Consider the following 14911-nt stretch of genomic DNA (forward strand, 5'->3'; position numbering starts at 1 on the left):
GAAACTCTCTTGCGCCGGACCGCGCACGCCAAATGCCAGGATTAAGCTGCGATTCCCGTTTCAGGGCCGTCAGCCCGATGTTGCCTTGCGCAGCTGGGCTGCCCCAGCAGATGGGCATTCTGGCAGGTTGGGCAAGCGAAGGCCGACTGGCACCCCTGTCATAAGTTCAGTAATTCTTTTTAATTGAGAATTTTCGTATTTTTCGGTTTGTCGCCGCAAAGGATTTGCAGCGTGGCCGACAGTGGTTATAATGCTTTTCGTCAATTCACGGACCCACCCAGTAAATCGAGGGATACAAATGGCGACATATCAGGAAATCGTTCAGAAAATCAGCGAACTGCAACGGCAGGCCGAAGAGATCAAGGCGCGCGAGCAAGCCACCGTGATCGCCGAAATTCGCGAGAAAATCGAACAGTTTGGCCTGACCGCCGAAGACCTCGGATTTGGAAGCAAGGGCGTGGCCGGCAAGAAGGCCACTACCGCGCGCAAGGTTCCGGTCCGTTATCGCGATAGCGCCGGGAATACCTGGACGGGTCGCGGCAAGCGTCCGGGCTGGCTGACGCAGGCATTGGCGAATGGCAAGGCGATGGAAGACTTCCTGATTCGCTAAGCGGCGACGCCACGCACGCGAGCAAAAGAAAAACCGGGCCTTGGCCCGGTTTTTTATTGGCGTATGCCGGTCACGCGGCAAACCCCTGGGGATTCATCGACTGCCACCGCCAGGAATCCTCGCACATGCGGTCCAGGTCGTGGCGGGCACGCCAGCCCAGCAGTGCGTGGGCCAGCGCCGGATCGGCATAGCACGACGCAATGTCGCCCGAGCGCCGCTCGACGATCTGATAAGGCACCGCGCGTCCGCTGGCACGTTCGTAGGCCTTCACTACCTCCAGGACGCTGTAGCCACGGCCCGTGCCCAGGTTCACCGTCATCCCGCTTGGATGCTTGCGCAGGTAGTTCAGCGCGGCCACATGGCCGTCGGCCAGGTCGCTCACGTGGATGTAATCGCGCACCCCGGTGCCATCGACGGTCGGGTAATCGCCGCCGTAGACGCTCAGTTTTTCACGTCGGCCGCCGGCCACCTGGGCCACGTACGGCATCAGGTTGTTCGGAATACCACCCGGATCCTCGCCAATCAGGCCGCTGTCATGCGCCCCAACCGGATTGAAATATCGCAAAAATGCGATACGCCATTCCGGATCGGATTTTTCCAGATCGCGCAGGATCTGTTCGCCCATCAATTTTGTCTGGCCGTACGGATTGGTTGCCGACAGCGGGAAATCCTCGAGAATCGGCACCGTATGGGGATTGCCATAGACGGTGGCCGACGAACTGAACACCAGTTGCCTGACGCCAGCAGCCTGCATTGCGCTACATAGCCTGATCATGCCTTCGAGGTTGTTGCCGTAATACTCCAGCGGCTTGCTGACCGATTCGCCCACCGCCTTGAGTGCCGCAAAATGAATCGCGCCGGCAATCTCGTGCTCGGCAAACAGGCGGTCCAGCAGCGCGCGATCCCGCACATCGCCTTCGACGAAATGCGGCGCGGTACCGGTAATGCGGGCCAGCCGGCTCACGACCTCACGATTGCTGTTGCACAGATTATCGAGTCCGATCACTTGATAGCCCGCCTCATGCAACGCCACCCAGGTGTGCGAAGCGATATATCCGGTTGCGCCAGTCAGCAGTAAGGTTTCAGCCATGGAAATAGTCAGGTCGGTAAGTGTTTCACGACGCGGTGCGAATCTCCTGTTGCAATTCGCAGACCACGATTCGCCGGTCGGGCCCACATCTTAACCGGCCCATATTACGGCCGCCTGCGCGGGCATTCAAACGAATGTCAGGATTCCCGCACAGGCCGCGCAGCCTGCGGCGTCATCAAGGGCAATCCGGCACGTGCCTGCCACGCCTCATAGGCCGCGTGCAGACGCCAGCCCGATTCGAGATCGCGCATGCCCAGCAACTGGGCGACGGCGGCCGGCGTCGTGCCGGCATCGAAATGCATCGCGCCACAGGTATTGCGCAGGGTCTGTGGCGACGCCCGCTCGCTGCGGCCGGCCAGCACGCCGGCTTCTTCGAGCAGGATCTCGATGCGGCGATAGATCGAAGCGGCGTGCATGGGGCGGCCGTTGGCCATCGCCGGGAATACCAGGTCGCCCAGCGACTCGGCGGCCCGACGCACCGCCAGCCATCGGCGCAGCGGCGCATGGGCGAAGCCGAACAGCGGCACCATATAAGTACGCCCGTTGTCGGGGCGCACCATCCGGATGGCCATCGCACCCTCGTCGATGCCGTCGATGGCATCCAGGCGCAACCCGCGCACTTCCGCCACCTTCAGCCCACCGCCCAGCAACACCGCTAGCAGGGCCACATCGCGGGCGCGCTTCCAGGCCGTAGGAGACATGTCGCCCCTGGCGTCCTTGCCCGGAAGGCTTTCCGGCGAAGGCGCCAGGATGCGCGCCACCAGCAGGTCGCGCTCGCCCGGCAGCAGGAAGGCGGTGGGATCGTTCTCGCCGTCGGCCAGATGTGCCTTCACTGCCTGGCTCGCCGGATTGTGCAGATTCTGTTGCAGTGTGGCCAGATGATGGAATATCCGCTCTATCAAGCGCGCGTATCGATAGCGGTGACGTTTGTGAAGATTCTGCGCATCGAGAAAGGCGCCAATCTGGGCAGCGGACCATTTCAGCGGCGGCACGCCCTGTTCACCCGACCAGCGCAGGAGCTTGCCCCACATCGCGCGATACACGATGGCCGTGCCGGGGCGGAAGCCATGCCGTGCCAGCCAGCCGTCGAATGCGCGCTCCGGCTGTCGGTACCAGGCGGCCAGGTCGGCGTCGAACAGATCGTCGGACACCGGCGGCGCGCCATCGGCCGAGCCGGCATCGATCGCGGGGTGAGTCACCACTTCATCTCCTGCATGGCGCATAAGGCAATGCGCCCATTGTAGACAATGCGCCACTGGCCGCTGCGGCGGTGCCGCAAATTGTCGTTGCAACCGGTTGCAGTGCGCCCCGCGAACGTGATACCTTGCGATTCATCATGCAACTGGTTGCATATATCGCGGGATCGCCTCCCGGCATCGATTGCATGTGCCCCACCGATTTGCTGCGTTCATCCGAAGGAACCGTCATGGCCATTCCCGCCCTGCTGCAAAACCTGTCGCTGCCGGCCGTCTGCTCGCCGCTGTTCATCATTTCCAATCCCGATCTGGTCATCGCGCAATGCAAGGCCGGCGTCGTAGGATCGTTCCCGGCGCTCAACGCGCGCCCGGCAGAGAAGCTGGAGGAATGGCTCGACCGCATCACGACCGAACTGGCCGAGCACGATGCCAAGCACCCCGACCGCCCGTCCGCGCCGTTCGCGGTCAACCAGATCGTGCACAAGTCCAATGACCGGCTCGAACACGACCTGGAGATGTGCGTGCGCTACAAGGTGCCCATCGTCATTACGTCGCTGGGCGCTCGCGTGGAGGTCAACGAGGCCGTGCATTCGTATGGCGGCATCGTCCTGCATGACGTGATCAACAATACCTTTGCCCGCAAGGCGATCGACAAGGGCGCCGACGGCCTGATCGCCGTGGCGGCCGGTGCGGGCGGCCATGCCGGCACGCTGTCGCCGTTCGCGCTGCTGCACGAGATCCGCGAATGGTTCGACGGCCCGCTGCTGCTGTCCGGCGCCATCGCCAGCGGCGACGCCGTGCTGGCCGCCCAGGCCGCCGGTGCCGACCTGGCCTATATCGGCTCGGCCTTCATTGCCACGCTGGAAGCCAATGCCCAGGACGCCTACAAGCAGATGATCGTCGACAGCACCGCCGACGACATCATCTATTCCAACCTGTTCACGGGCGTACACGGCAATTACCTGCGGGACAGCATCGTGCGCTCGGGCCTGGACCCCGAGGCGCTGCCGACGTCGGACGCCACGGCCATGAACTTCGGTTCGACCCGCGTCAAGCCATGGAAGGACATCTGGGGCGCCGGCCAGGGCGTGGGCGCCATCAAGCGCGTGGTGCCGGCTGCCGAACTGGTGCGCCGTTTCGTGGAAGAGTACGCGCTGGCACGCCGCCGCCTGGGCCTGGCCCCGGCCGAAGCTGCCGCGCATGCGGCCAGCGTCGCCTGATTGGCGTTTTTCTGATGTATTTCTGAAGTTTCCTGAGGTGTCCCTTTCCCGCCCGGTGTAGGCACTGGCGGGAAAGGGCATCGGCAGCAGGGGATCTGCCGTCAGCCTTCGCTGGGTTTTTCCAGCAACGGCATCAAGTCCCGTCCCCATTTCACCCAGTCCTCCTGGAACCGGATGCCTCGCCGCAGCAGCGCATACTGGATTTGCTGGCGCCGATCGAGCGTGCCGCCGAAATCCTTGCGTTCGATATCGCGGTAGAGCGCCAGGCGATCCTCGTGCAGGGCGATCAGCCGCTGCATTTCCTCGTCCAGCCCAAGCGGCCCGATTGCAGCATCTGCACGTAGCTTGACCAGAATTTCCTCACGCTGGTCCAGCCCCGCGCCGGGCGACAGCACCCACCGCACCAGCTCGTCACGGCCGGCCGGCAGCACGTAGTACACCTTCTTTCGATTCTTTTTCTCCGCCGGCACGCCGTCGGGCGTGCTTGCCGGACTGGCCAGGCTCGCCTGTTCCTTGCCACCGTCCTCGGCCGCAATCCAGCCCATTTCGGCCATCCGCCCCAGTTCGCGGTAGATCTGCTGGTGCGTGGCGTGCCAGAAATAGCCGATGGACTTGTCGAAACGGCGCGCCAGGTCGTAGCCCGACGATGGCTTTTCGATCAGGGAAATCAGGAGCGCGTGCTGGGTGGACATTCGCCTTGGAGATGGTGGCCCGGGTTGGCACGAACGTTGCAGCCTTGAGCCGGGAATGTTCAGGGTGGCGCTATGGTAGCGCGCAAGTCAGGGCGCGTCATGCCGTTAACCCTTGCAACGCCTGTTCGGCAGATCGCTACGCGGGTACACCATCCGGATATCGACGGGGCCGAAGGAATCCTAAATATGACAATTCAGGCAATTATCCTGAAACTGATGTAAAAAAATCGAAATGGCTTTTCGCGACCGCCTGCAATACATTCCAGACATTGCCACCCGCATGCGCGCGCATTTTCCTTGCCGGCCCAACGTTCAGCGCCATGCGTCTCCTGGGAGTCGTCGATGAACGCAAGACCGGAAATTACCGAAGGCACGGCGGCTGGAGAGACCTCGGCGTCCATCAGCGCCGCACGCGCACGTGCCGGCACGGCCCCGATCTACTACCGGCTGCCCGATACCCCGGACGGCCACCATATCAAGGAATACGCCAGCGGCCTGCGGCAGCTGGTGCGCTTCGTCGGTGTCGAGGAACAGGTCGTCAAATACAGCCTGACCTGATCGCCCTGCGGGCTGCCGGGCCATGCCCGGTGGCGCGCCGAAGCTGCTGCTTGTCTCCTCCTGTCCTGCACGGACCTGGGATTTGCGCCCGCGACAACCTCGCGGGCTTTTTCTTTGGTGCGGAGTTTGGCGCCGGTTCTGGCGCGAGACAATAAAAAACCGGCCGCCGGGCAGGCGCCCGTGGCCGGTTCGAGTACTGCGAAACTGCGGTACTGCTTTTTTACAGCGCTGGCGATCAGTCCACCGTTGCGCCCGAAGCCTTCACCACCTTGGCCCACTTGGCGGTTTCGGACTTCATGAAAGCGGCCAGTTGGGCCGGCTTTTCCGGGTTCGGCTCGGCGCCTTGCTCGGCCATCTGCTTCTTCACTTCCGGCATGGCCAGGATCTTGACCACTTCGGCGTTCAGGCGATCGACGATCGGCTGCGGCGTGCCGCCGGTAGCGTACAGGGCGAACCACGACGTGGCTTCATAGCCCGGCACACCGGCTTCGGCCACGGTCGGCACGTCCGGCAGGGCCGGCGAGCGCTTGCCCGAGGTCACGGCGATGGCGCGCAGCTTGCCAGCCTTCACGTGCGGGTACGACGACGGCATGTTGTCGAACATCAGGCCGATCTGGTTGCCCAGCAGGTCGTTCACGGCCGGGGCGCTGCCCTTGTACGGAATGTGCTGGATATGCAGGCCCGTCATCGAATTGAACAGCTCGCCCGACAGGTGCATCGACGAACCGCTACCCGACGAACCGTACGACAGCTTGTCCGGGTTGGCCTTCACGTAGGCGATCAGTTCCTTGATGTTGTGGACCGGTACCTTCGGGTTCACCACGACGATGTTCGGCACCATGGCCACGCGCGTGATCGGCGCGAAATCCTTGACCGGGTCGTACGGCAGCTTCGAGTACAGCGACTGGTTGATCGCGTGCGTGCCGATCGTGCCCATGAACAGCGTGTAGCCGTCGCCCGGTGCCTTGGCGGCCAGCGACGCGCCGATGTTGCCGCCCGCGCCCGGACGGTTGTCCACCACCACCGGCTGACCCAGCGCCTTGCCCAGTTGCAGGCTGACGATACGGGCCAGGATGTCGGTGGTGCCACCTGCCGAGAACGGCACGATCATCGTGATCGGCTTGGTCGGGTAGTTGCCCTGCGCCTGAGCGCCGGTCATGACGGCAAAGCCAGCGGCCATTGCCACGCCAGCGGCCAGCAGGCGTCTGCGCGCCTTCGAGGTTTGATTGGTGATGCTCATCTTGTGCTCCAGGATATCCATGCACGTCAGCGGGCAAACCTTGTGAGCGCCACTGACGCCAATGCTTTGAATCGCTATTCCACCCCGTGCCTCGGGGCGGGCAACTTTCTTATACGGGTGCCACACCCAGTGTAGTTCCGCCGCAGACGTACAGCACTTGTCCCGTCACGAAACCGTTCTCGGGTGCGAGGAAGAACAGCGAGGCACGCGCCACGTCTTCTGGCGTTCCCATTCTCTTCACGGCGATGCTTGCCAGGATGCGCCGTGTCTGTTCGCTGCCCTCCGGATTGCTCTTTCGGAACAGCTCGGTGGCGATGGGACCCGGTGCCACGGCGTTGACGGTGATGCCGTCGCCGCCCAGCTCCATCGCCAGCGTTCGGGTCATGCCAACCAGCCCCGCCTTGGCCGCGGAATACACCACGCGCTCGGGCTTGCCCAGCGCCGCGCGCGAGGCCATGTTGACGATGCGGCCAAAGCCGGCCGCGCGCATGGCGGGCAGGCAGGCCTGGGTCAGCAGCATCGTGGCCTGCAGCGTCAGGCCCACGACGTAATCGAGATCAGCGGCGGTGGCCGTGTCGGCCGTGCCGGGACGCGTGGCGCCGGCGTTGTTGACCAGCCGGGTCACCGCAAACTGTGAGGTCACCTGCGCCGCCACCGCGCGCGTGGCGTCGGCATTGGTCAGGTCGGCCTGGAAAAAGGTCAGGTTCGGATGCGACCACGTCGGTTCTGCATAGTCGACATTGATCACACGGGTCACGCCATCGGCGAGCAGCATTTCGGCAATCGCACGACCAATGCCGGAACTGGCGCCGGTAACAAGCGTGGCAACGGGAAGGGACATCTCAAAACTCCGCACCGGCATACAAAACCGGGTCAGTCAGAAAAAAGATGCGGCTAGACCGGCGAGCCCGTCGGCCTGGCCGCAATGCTCTACCTCGTTGGGGAAGAGACACCACTGAAACTTCCCACCTGAATTAACGGCAGGAAACAAGGGAAATTAAGCGTTCGATGAATTGGGAATCTGCTGCCTGCCGCCTTCTGTTTGCTCCCCTCTCCCATTGCATGCGAGAGGGGGCCGCATATTTCAGACAACGAACAAGCTCAAACCCCTAAACCCTTAAACTCGCTCGATCACCATGGCGATGCCCTGGCCCACGCCGATGCACATCGTGCACAGCGCGAAGCGGCCGCCAGTGCGCTCCAGCTGGTACAGCGCCGTCGTCACCAGACGCGCGCCGCTCATGCCCAGCGGGTGGCCCAGGGCGATCGCGCCGCCGTTCGGGTTCACACGCTTGTCGTCGTCGGCGATGCCCAGTTGACGCAGCACGGCCAGGCCTTGCGCAGCAAAGGCTTCGTTCAGTTCGATCACGTCGATCTGGTCCAGCGACATGCCCAGTTGCTTCATCAGCTTCTGGGTGGCCGGTGCCGGGCCAATACCCATCACGCGCGGTGCCACGCCGGCCGTTGCCATGCCGACGATGCGGGCACGCGGCTTCAGGTTGTGCTGCTTCAGGCCCGCTTCGCTGGCCAGCAGGATCGCGCAGGCGCCGTCGTTCACGCCCGATGCGTTACCGGCGGTCACGGTGCCGTCCGGACGCACCACGCCGCGCAGCTTGGCCAGCGCTTCCATGCTGGTAGCGCGCGGGTGTTCATCACGGTCGACCACGATCGGGTCGCCCTTCTTTTGCGGAATCGTGACGGCGGTGATTTCCTGGGCCAGCGTGCCGTCGGCCTGGGCGCGCGATGCCTTTTCCTGGCTGCGCAGCGCCATCAGATCCTGGTCTTCGCGGCTGATCTTGTAGTCCGTGGCCACGTTTTCGGCGGTCTCGGGCATCGAGTCCACGCCGTAGGCGGCACGCATCGCCGGGTTGATGAAGCGCCAGCCGATGGTGGTGTCGAAGATTTCAGCCTGGCGCGAGAACGCCGAGGTGGCCTTGCCCATCACGAACGGGGCGCGGCTCATGCTTTCCACGCCGCCCGAGATCATCAGGTTGGTTTCACCCGACTTGATCGCGCGGGCTGCGGTGCCCGTGGCGTCCATGCCCGAACCGCACAGGCGGTTGATCGTCGAACCCGGCACGGCTTCCGGCAGACCAGCCAGCAGCGCCGACATGCGGGCCACGTTACGGTTGTCTTCGCCCGCCTGGTTGGCGTTGCCGTAGATCACGTCGTCGATGGCCGACCAGTCCAGGCCGGCGTTGCGTGCCATCAGTGCCTTCAGGGGCACCGCACCCAGGTCGTCCGCGCGCACGCCGGACAGGCTGCCGCCGTAACGGCCGATGGGGGTACGGATGGCGTCAACGATAAATGCGTCGCTCATGTTCTGTCTCGCTCGGTTTTGGTGGTCTGGGTGTTGGATCAGGCGGCTTGCGTCTGCTTCAGGGGCACGCCGGTCAGGCGTTGCAGTTCTTCAAACGACAGGCCTTCCGCGAGGTCGCGGGCAACCAGGCCGTCCGGCGTCACGTCGAGGGTGGCCAGGTCAGTGTAGATGCGCGTCACGCAGCCGATGCCGGTCAGCGGATACGTGCACTCGGGCACGATCTTGCTTTCGCCCTGCTTGGTCAGGTGCTCCATCATCACGAACACCTGCTTGGCGCCGATCGCCAGGTCCATCGCACCGCCCACGGCGGGAATGGCGCCCGGGGCACCGGTATGCCAGTTGGCCAGATCGCCCTTTTCGGACACCTGGAAGCCGCCCAGCACGCAATAGTCGAGGTGGCCGCCGCGCATCATCGCGAACGAATCGGCGTGGTGAAAGTACGAGCCGCCGGCCTTGATCGTCACCGGCTGCTTGCCAGCGTTGATCAGGTCGCCGTCTTCCTCGCCGGCTGCCGGCGCGGGGCCCATGCCGAGCAGGCCGTTTTCGCTGTGCAGCAGGATTTCCTTGTCGGCCGGCAGGTGATTGCCAACCAGGGTGGGCAGGCCGATGCCGAGGTTCACCACGGCACCGTCCGGAATGTCTTTGGCCACACGGGCGGCCATCTGGTCACGGGTCAGGCGTTGCATGTTCTATCTCCTTCTGCGCTCAGGCGGCCTGGGCAGCCGAGCCGCCCACCTTGACCACACGCTTGACGAACAGGCCCGGCGTGATGATGTGCTCGGGGTTCATGTCGCCCAGTTCGACGACGTTGTCGACCTGCACGATCGCGCACTTGGCAGCCATGGCCATGATCGGGCCGAAGTTGCGGGCGGTCTTGCGGTACGTCAGGTTGCCCCAGCGGTCGGCCGTGTCGGCCTTGATCAGCGCGAAGTCGGCATGGATCGGCTTCTCGAACACATAGCCCTGGCCGTCGATGATGCGCGTTTCCTTGCCCTCGGCCAGCGGCGTGCCGTAGGCCGTACGCGTGAAGAAACCGCCAATGCCGGCGCCGGCGGCGCGGATGCGCTCGGCCAGGTTGCCCTGGGGCACCAGTTCCAGTTCGATCTCGCCAGCGTGGAACAGCGAATCGAACACATACGAATCCACCTGCCGCGGGAACGAGCAAATGATCTTGCGCACGCGCTTGGTCTTCAGCAGTGCTGCCAGGCCCGTGTCGCCGTTGCCGGCGTTGTTGTTGACGATGGTGAGGTCGCGCGCACCCTGGGCGATCACGGCATCGATCAGCTCCGCCGGCATGCCAGCCAGGCCAAAGCCGCCGATCAGGATCGTGGCGCCGTCGTGGATGCCGGCCACTGCCGCTTCCACCGAGTCATATAGCTTGTTGATCACTTGCGTTCCAGTACGGAAGGGTCCGGCATCGCGCCGGGACCGGCCGCAAGAGGGGCGGCACGCAAAGATGTCTCCGGCAGACTGCTCGGACGGGCGTCCTGCGGTGCCGACCCATGCTGTGCACGGTGACGACATCGGGACAGGGTCCACAATCTTGCAGTTGTCTTGATGAGCCGTCTTGCGGCGGCTTCTGTGATGGTCGGCGGATCAGGGGTCAGCGATGTTCGCTATACGAACCCCAATTCGCAGAATGAACAAAGGTTACACCCGCCGTCAAAACAGGGTCAATAAGGGGCTGCGCGTGGCGGGCGATAATCGGTCATCGCCCGCGCACCGGATTGTCCGGCCCTTGTCAGGGCAGGCGCAGCACCGCCTGGCTGCCGCTGACACCGGGGCGTACTTCCAGCCGCACATCGATCCGCTCTCGCAGTTCGGCCACGTGCGAGATGATGCCGACCAGCCGGCCCGCCTGCTGCAGATCCAGCAGCGTGCGGATGGCAAAGTCGAGGCTTTCCGGATCGAGCGTGCCGAACCCTTCGTCCACGAACAGCGTGTCGAGCTGGATGCCGCCGGCGCGCGACTGCACCACGTCGGCCAGCCCCAGCGCCAAGGATAGCGACGCCAGGAAGCCTTCGCCACCGGAAAGCGTGTTGGCCGGCCGCGTGGCGCCGGTATCGTGGTCGAACACCTCCAGGTCGAGCCCGCCGGCCATGCGCTGGTCGCCCAGTTCGCGCACACGCTGCAGCGCGTAGCGGCCGCGGCTCATGCGCAGCAGCCGCAGCGACGCCGCCTCCAGCACCTCGTCAAGGAGCGTGGCCAGGACAAAGCGCTGGAACGTCATGCGGCGCGGATTGTTGCCGTTGGCCACTTCCGACAGGCGGCCCAGCACCGCATAGCGCGTTTCCACCTCGCGCCCTTCGGCTGCCAGCGCTTCCACCTGCCCCCTGCATTGCAGCAGCGTGTCGCGCGCCGCGGCCAGTTCGCTGCGCTCGCGGATGGCGGCTTCGAGCCGCACTGCCGCCTGGTCGCGCGTGGCCAGCAACGCGGGCATGTCGGGCACCTGCAGCGCCTGGGCGATGGTGGCGGTGCGCGCATGCCATTCGGCCGCGCGGGCCAGTTCGACATCGAAGGCCCGGATCGCGTCGTCGAGCGACGACGTGTCGTCAGCGGACAGGCACGCAGCAAGGTAGGTGTCGTCGTGGTCGAAGCCGGCCGCGCGCATGGCATCGGCCAGTACGGTCTCGCGCTCGGTGACGCGGGCATCGGCCAGGGCGACGTTGTCACGCGCGGACGCCAGCGCCGCAGCCGTTGCCGCCTGCAGGGCCACGGCGTCGCGCTCGGCGCCCTGCGCGGCCTGCAGCGCGGCTTCGAGCGCGCCGGCTTCGCGCCGAGCCGCCTCCAGCGCGGCAGTCATGGCATCGGGGTCACGAGAATCCTCGGGCACCTGCTCGCAAGCGGCCTGCCATTCGCCGTCCAGCCGTGCGTGTTCGTGCGCGGCGGCGCGGGTGGCCGTGTCGGCGGCCTTGGCTGCCGCCTCGGCGGCCTGAACTGCCGTGCGCGCCTGAGCGACCTGCGCTGCCAGCGTGTCGGCCCGCTTGGCGGCCAGTTCGGCGTCGCGCGCGGCCTGCGCCAGCGTGGCGATCTCGGCATCGAGCGCCTGCGCCGCAGCGGCCCCCATTGCCGTCCCCGCTGTGCCTTCGCCCAACGCTTCCGCCAGGTCGGCCAGCCGCGCCTGCCATTGCGCCACCCTGGCGTCTGCCTGCTGATGCGCGGTGCCGGCTTCCGCCAGCACATCCTCGGCGCGTTGCAGTGCCAGCCGCGCGGCATCGAGATCGTCGTCGCTCACCAGCGCCAACGTCTGTTGCGCCAGCGCCGGATGATCCTTGCCGCCACAGACCGGGCACGGCTCGCCGCGCTTGACGCTGCCGGCCAGGCGCGCGGCCTGCCCGTGACGCCAGTCCACCTCGGCCTGACGCATGGCCACGCGCGCCGCATCGCGGGCCTCGACGGCACCACGCTTCTGGCCTTCGCTGGCCACCAGCGCCGCGCGCAATGGCCCCAGTTCGGCCTCGATCTGACGATATCGCGCAATGCGCGCCGCGCGCTCGCGCGCCTGCTCCAGCCGCAACTGCAGCGCCTGCAGCCCGGCTGCGGCGGCGCGGGCCTGCTCGCCATCGGCTTCCAGCGCCTTGAGTGCCGTGCCGGCTGCCTGGAAGGCATCGATCTTCGCCACGCATGCCGACTGCGCCATGGCCAGCGTGGTGCCGGCCTGTGCCACGGCATTACGCAACACCCCGAGCCTGCGCGCCTGCGGCAACAGGTGTTCGAGCCTGGTCACCGTGCGTTGCGCGGCGGCGCGGGTCTCCTGGCGCGACTGCTCGGCACGCAGCGCGTGGGCGGCGGTCTCCGCCGTCTGCGCGGCACGCGTGGCCAATATTTCGGCTTGCGCCTGGGCCGCGCGCACCCTGGTCTGATCCTGCCGGGCCGCCTGCAGTTGCTGCACGGTCGGCGTCACCTGCGCCGCACGTCGCGCCGCCTGCAGCCGCACGCGATCGACATCGACGGCGGCCACCTTCGCGTTCAGCATGGCATGCGCGCCCTCGGCTTCGCGCCAGGCCTTGATCTGGGTATGTTCGAGTTCGCCCTTGCGCAGCGATGCCTGCGCGGCCTCGCTATCGGCGCGCGCGACGTCCTCGCGGCGCAACAGCTCGGCCAGCGTGACCTGCAGCGCGTCGATGCGATCGGTCAGGGCATCGATCGACGCAAGCGCGTGCTGGTCCAGCAGCGTCTTGCGGCGCACCGCAATCTGCTCGGCCTCGCGCCGGATGCTGGCGGCCTGCTCCTTGAGCTGCTCTTCCACGCGACGATAGAGCTCGGTATGGAACAGCCGCTCCAAGATGCCCTGGCGCGCCCGCGAATCTGCGGTCAGCAGCTCGCGAAAGCGGCCCTGCGGCAGCACGATCACCTGGCGGAACTGCGCGCTGTCAAAGCCCAGCAGATCGCGCACGGCATCGCTGACGCGGCCGGGCTGGCTGGCATGGCTCTTCCAGGCGCCGTCGAGCATCGCGTCCAGTTGCGCCTTGGCGGCTTCCTTGACGAAGCCGCCCGCCGCGCGCTGGCTGGGTCGATCCTGCGTGGGCGAGCGCGTCACGCGGTAATGCATCGCCCCAAGGCCGAATTCCAGCGTGACTTCGGTGCGCAGCGCGGGGTCGGCATTGGCGCTGCGCATGTCCTGCGCGCTGCGCTCGCCGCCCGACGTGTCGCCGTAGAGCGCAAAGCAGATGGCATCGAGCAGCGTGGTCTTGCCCGCGCCCGTGGGTCCGTGGATCAGGAAGAACGCCTGCTCGCCGAGCCGTGTGAAATCGATGGTCTCGGTGGCAGCAAACGGACCGAAAGCCTGCAACTTCAGGTACAGCGGTTTCATGCCGATTCCCTTTCCGAAGCCTCCATACCGGCCAGAAGATGGTCCAGTGCGCGGCGTTGGTCGCCGTCCAGGTCCGCGTCAGCCACTTCGCGGAAGAAATTTGCAAACAGACTGCCTGTGTCCAGCTCGCGCATGCGCCGGCCGGCCTCCCCCGCCTGCCCGCTGCGCGCCAGAATGGACCGCTCGATGGCCAGCGCGTTCGGATACGCCTCGCGCAGCCGCGCCATCGGGTCCAGCAGCGCGCCGGTATCGGTCAGCACCGCGTAGACGTAGTCGTCGCGGCGCGCGTCGGCCAGGCCCGCTTCCACCAGCCGGGCCAGCTCGCCGGTCAGGATGCGCAGGTCGCGGCGCGGTTGCAGCGCGATCGGCTCGATGCGCACAGCGCCCTTTTCGTCCAGTTCGACCAGCGAAACGGTCTTGAGGTGATCGGCTTCCGACAGCGAATACTTGAGCAGCGACCCGGCGTAGTGAATGCGCTCGCCGATGGTCTGCGGCCGGTGCAGGTGGCCCAGCGCCACGAAATCGAAGCCGTGGAACAGGCCCGCCCCCACCGCGCCACTGCCGCCCACCGACAGCGGCCGTTCCGATTCACTGACCGCGCCGCCCACCACGAACGCGTGTCCAACCGCCACGGCGCGCACGCCCGCCGGATGACTGGCCCGGATCCCGTCGAGCTGCGCACCCAGCGCCGCCTCGTGCGATGACAGGTCAACACCGAGCGCGTCGCGCACCACCGCCGGCTCCGCATACGGCAGGGCATAGATGCGCACCTCGCCATGGGCGTCGCGCAACGACACGCAGGCGGTCTCGGGCCCGGTGCGGCCCGCCACATGCAGGCCGCGCGCGGCCAGCAGGCGCGCGCCGAAATCGAGCCGCTGCGCGCTGTCGTGGTTGCCCGCGATCATCACCACCGGCACGTTGGCTTCCACCACGATGCGCGCCAGCACGTCGTCCAGCAACGCCACGGCCTCGGGCGGCGGCACCGCGCGATCGTACACGTCGCCGGCAATCAGCACGGCATCGGGCCGCACGTCGCACACCAGCGCCACGAACTGGTCGAGCACATGCGCCTGGTCTTCAATCAGGCTGCGGGCATGGAAAAGCCGACCAAGATGCCAGTCGGCGGTGTGGAGAAAACGCAATTCGGGTCCTTCGGCGCAGTGGCGCGTAAT

General features: G+C 65.9%; 13 protein-coding genes. 3 read left to right on the plus strand and 10 right to left on the minus strand.

Features of this window, described 5'->3' with window-relative positions:
* The first annotated feature begins 298 nt into the window (after positions 1 to 298).
* Positions 299 to 610: an H-NS histone family protein gene (locus CYJ10_RS10805; RefSeq protein WP_101681465.1), complete on the plus strand. Its 312-nt coding sequence runs from the start codon at positions 299 to 301 to the stop codon at positions 608 to 610.
* Between the two features lie 70 nt (positions 611 to 680).
* Here the strand turns inward: CYJ10_RS10805 and galE are convergent, their stop codons facing one another.
* Entirely contained in the window at positions 681 to 1700 is a 1020-nt protein-coding gene (gene galE, locus CYJ10_RS10810; RefSeq protein WP_101681466.1) for a UDP-glucose 4-epimerase GalE, read from the minus strand.
* 137 nt (positions 1701 to 1837) lie between these two features.
* Positions 1838 to 2923, minus strand: coding sequence for a tyrosine-type recombinase/integrase (locus CYJ10_RS10815; RefSeq protein WP_101681467.1), 1086 nt, complete (start codon positions 2921 to 2923; stop codon positions 1838 to 1840).
* Between the two features lie 203 nt (positions 2924 to 3126).
* Here CYJ10_RS10815 and CYJ10_RS10820 point away from each other — a divergent pair, with 203 nt between their 5' ends.
* Positions 3127 to 4116, plus strand: coding sequence for an NAD(P)H-dependent flavin oxidoreductase (locus CYJ10_RS10820; protein ID WP_101681569.1), 990 nt, complete (start codon positions 3127 to 3129; stop codon positions 4114 to 4116).
* Positions 4117 to 4217: 101 nt separating this feature from the next.
* On the opposite strand, the gene CYJ10_RS10825 is transcribed toward CYJ10_RS10820, so the two are convergent.
* Complete coding sequence (locus tag CYJ10_RS10825; RefSeq protein WP_101681468.1) at positions 4218 to 4808, minus strand: PadR family transcriptional regulator; 591 nt, start codon at positions 4806 to 4808, stop codon at positions 4218 to 4220.
* A 342-nt stretch (positions 4809 to 5150) separates the two neighbouring features.
* On the opposite strand from CYJ10_RS10825, the gene CYJ10_RS10830 reads away from it, so the two are divergent.
* Positions 5151 to 5366, plus strand: a complete 216-nt coding sequence (locus CYJ10_RS10830) for a hypothetical protein (protein ID WP_101681469.1) — start codon at positions 5151 to 5153, stop codon at positions 5364 to 5366.
* 235 nt (positions 5367 to 5601) lie between these two features.
* On the opposite strand, the gene CYJ10_RS10835 is transcribed toward CYJ10_RS10830, so the two are convergent.
* From CYJ10_RS10835 to CYJ10_RS10865, 7 genes are all read right to left on the minus strand, one after another.
* Complete coding sequence (locus CYJ10_RS10835) at positions 5602 to 6606, minus strand: Bug family tripartite tricarboxylate transporter substrate binding protein (RefSeq protein WP_029051535.1); 1005 nt, start codon at positions 6604 to 6606, stop codon at positions 5602 to 5604.
* Between the two features lie 109 nt (positions 6607 to 6715).
* Positions 6716 to 7447: an SDR family NAD(P)-dependent oxidoreductase gene (locus tag CYJ10_RS10840; protein ID WP_066742670.1), complete on the minus strand. Its 732-nt coding sequence runs from the start codon at positions 7445 to 7447 to the stop codon at positions 6716 to 6718.
* 276 nt (positions 7448 to 7723) lie between these two features.
* On the minus strand, positions 7724 to 8926 hold the full coding sequence (pcaF, locus tag CYJ10_RS10845) for a 3-oxoadipyl-CoA thiolase (RefSeq protein ID WP_101681470.1): 1203 nt from the start codon (positions 8924 to 8926) through the stop codon (positions 7724 to 7726).
* Positions 8927 to 8964: 38 nt separating this feature from the next.
* The gene (locus CYJ10_RS10850) at positions 8965 to 9612 is read right to left on the minus strand and encodes a CoA transferase subunit B (protein WP_066742676.1); all 648 of its coding nucleotides are present in this window, start codon (positions 9610 to 9612) and stop codon (positions 8965 to 8967) included.
* A 19-nt stretch (positions 9613 to 9631) separates the two neighbouring features.
* Entirely contained in the window at positions 9632 to 10315 is a 684-nt protein-coding gene (locus CYJ10_RS10855; protein ID WP_101681471.1) for a 3-oxoacid CoA-transferase subunit A, read from the minus strand.
* A gap of 352 nt (positions 10316 to 10667) precedes the next feature.
* Complete coding sequence (locus tag CYJ10_RS10860; RefSeq protein WP_101681472.1) at positions 10668 to 13739, minus strand: AAA family ATPase; 3072 nt, start codon at positions 13737 to 13739, stop codon at positions 10668 to 10670.
* Positions 13736 to 14881: an exonuclease SbcCD subunit D gene (locus tag CYJ10_RS10865; protein ID WP_101681570.1), complete on the minus strand. Its 1146-nt coding sequence runs from the start codon at positions 14879 to 14881 to the stop codon at positions 13736 to 13738. Before CYJ10_RS10865 ends, CYJ10_RS10860 begins: the two co-directional genes overlap by 4 nt.
* Positions 14882 to 14911 lie beyond the last annotated feature (30 nt).

This window comes from Cupriavidus pauculus (assembly GCF_002858765.1).
Taxonomy (GTDB): domain Bacteria; phylum Pseudomonadota; class Gammaproteobacteria; order Burkholderiales; family Burkholderiaceae; genus Cupriavidus; species Cupriavidus pauculus_B.

What these genes read in the sequence shown, in the direction of transcription:
- CYJ10_RS10820 (WP_101681569.1), top strand. Translation starts at nt 3,127, where the DNA reads ATGGCCATTCCCGCCCTGCTGCAAAACCTGTCGCTGCCGGCCGTCTGC.
- CYJ10_RS10805 (WP_101681465.1), top strand. Translation starts at nt 299, where the DNA reads ATGGCGACATATCAGGAAATCGTTCAGAAAATCAGCGAACTGCAACGG.
- galE (WP_101681466.1), bottom strand. Translation starts at nt 1,700, where the DNA reads ATGGCTGAAACCTTACTGCTGACTGGCGCAACCGGATATATCGCTTCG.
- CYJ10_RS10860 (WP_101681472.1), bottom strand. Translation starts at nt 13,739, where the DNA reads ATGAAACCGCTGTACCTGAAGTTGCAGGCTTTCGGTCCGTTTGCTGCC.
- CYJ10_RS10835 (WP_029051535.1), bottom strand. Translation starts at nt 6,606, where the DNA reads ATGAGCATCACCAATCAAACCTCGAAGGCGCGCAGACGCCTGCTGGCC.
- CYJ10_RS10825 (WP_101681468.1), bottom strand. Translation starts at nt 4,808, where the DNA reads ATGTCCACCCAGCACGCGCTCCTGATTTCCCTGATCGAAAAGCCATCG.
- pcaF (WP_101681470.1), bottom strand. Translation starts at nt 8,926, where the DNA reads ATGAGCGACGCATTTATCGTTGACGCCATCCGTACCCCCATCGGCCGT.
- CYJ10_RS10830 (WP_101681469.1), top strand. Translation starts at nt 5,151, where the DNA reads ATGAACGCAAGACCGGAAATTACCGAAGGCACGGCGGCTGGAGAGACC.
- CYJ10_RS10840 (WP_066742670.1), bottom strand. Translation starts at nt 7,447, where the DNA reads ATGTCCCTTCCCGTTGCCACGCTTGTTACCGGCGCCAGTTCCGGCATT.
- CYJ10_RS10815 (WP_101681467.1), bottom strand. Translation starts at nt 2,923, where the DNA reads ATGCGCCATGCAGGAGATGAAGTGGTGACTCACCCCGCGATCGATGCC.
- CYJ10_RS10850 (WP_066742676.1), bottom strand. Translation starts at nt 9,612, where the DNA reads ATGCAACGCCTGACCCGTGACCAGATGGCCGCCCGTGTGGCCAAAGAC.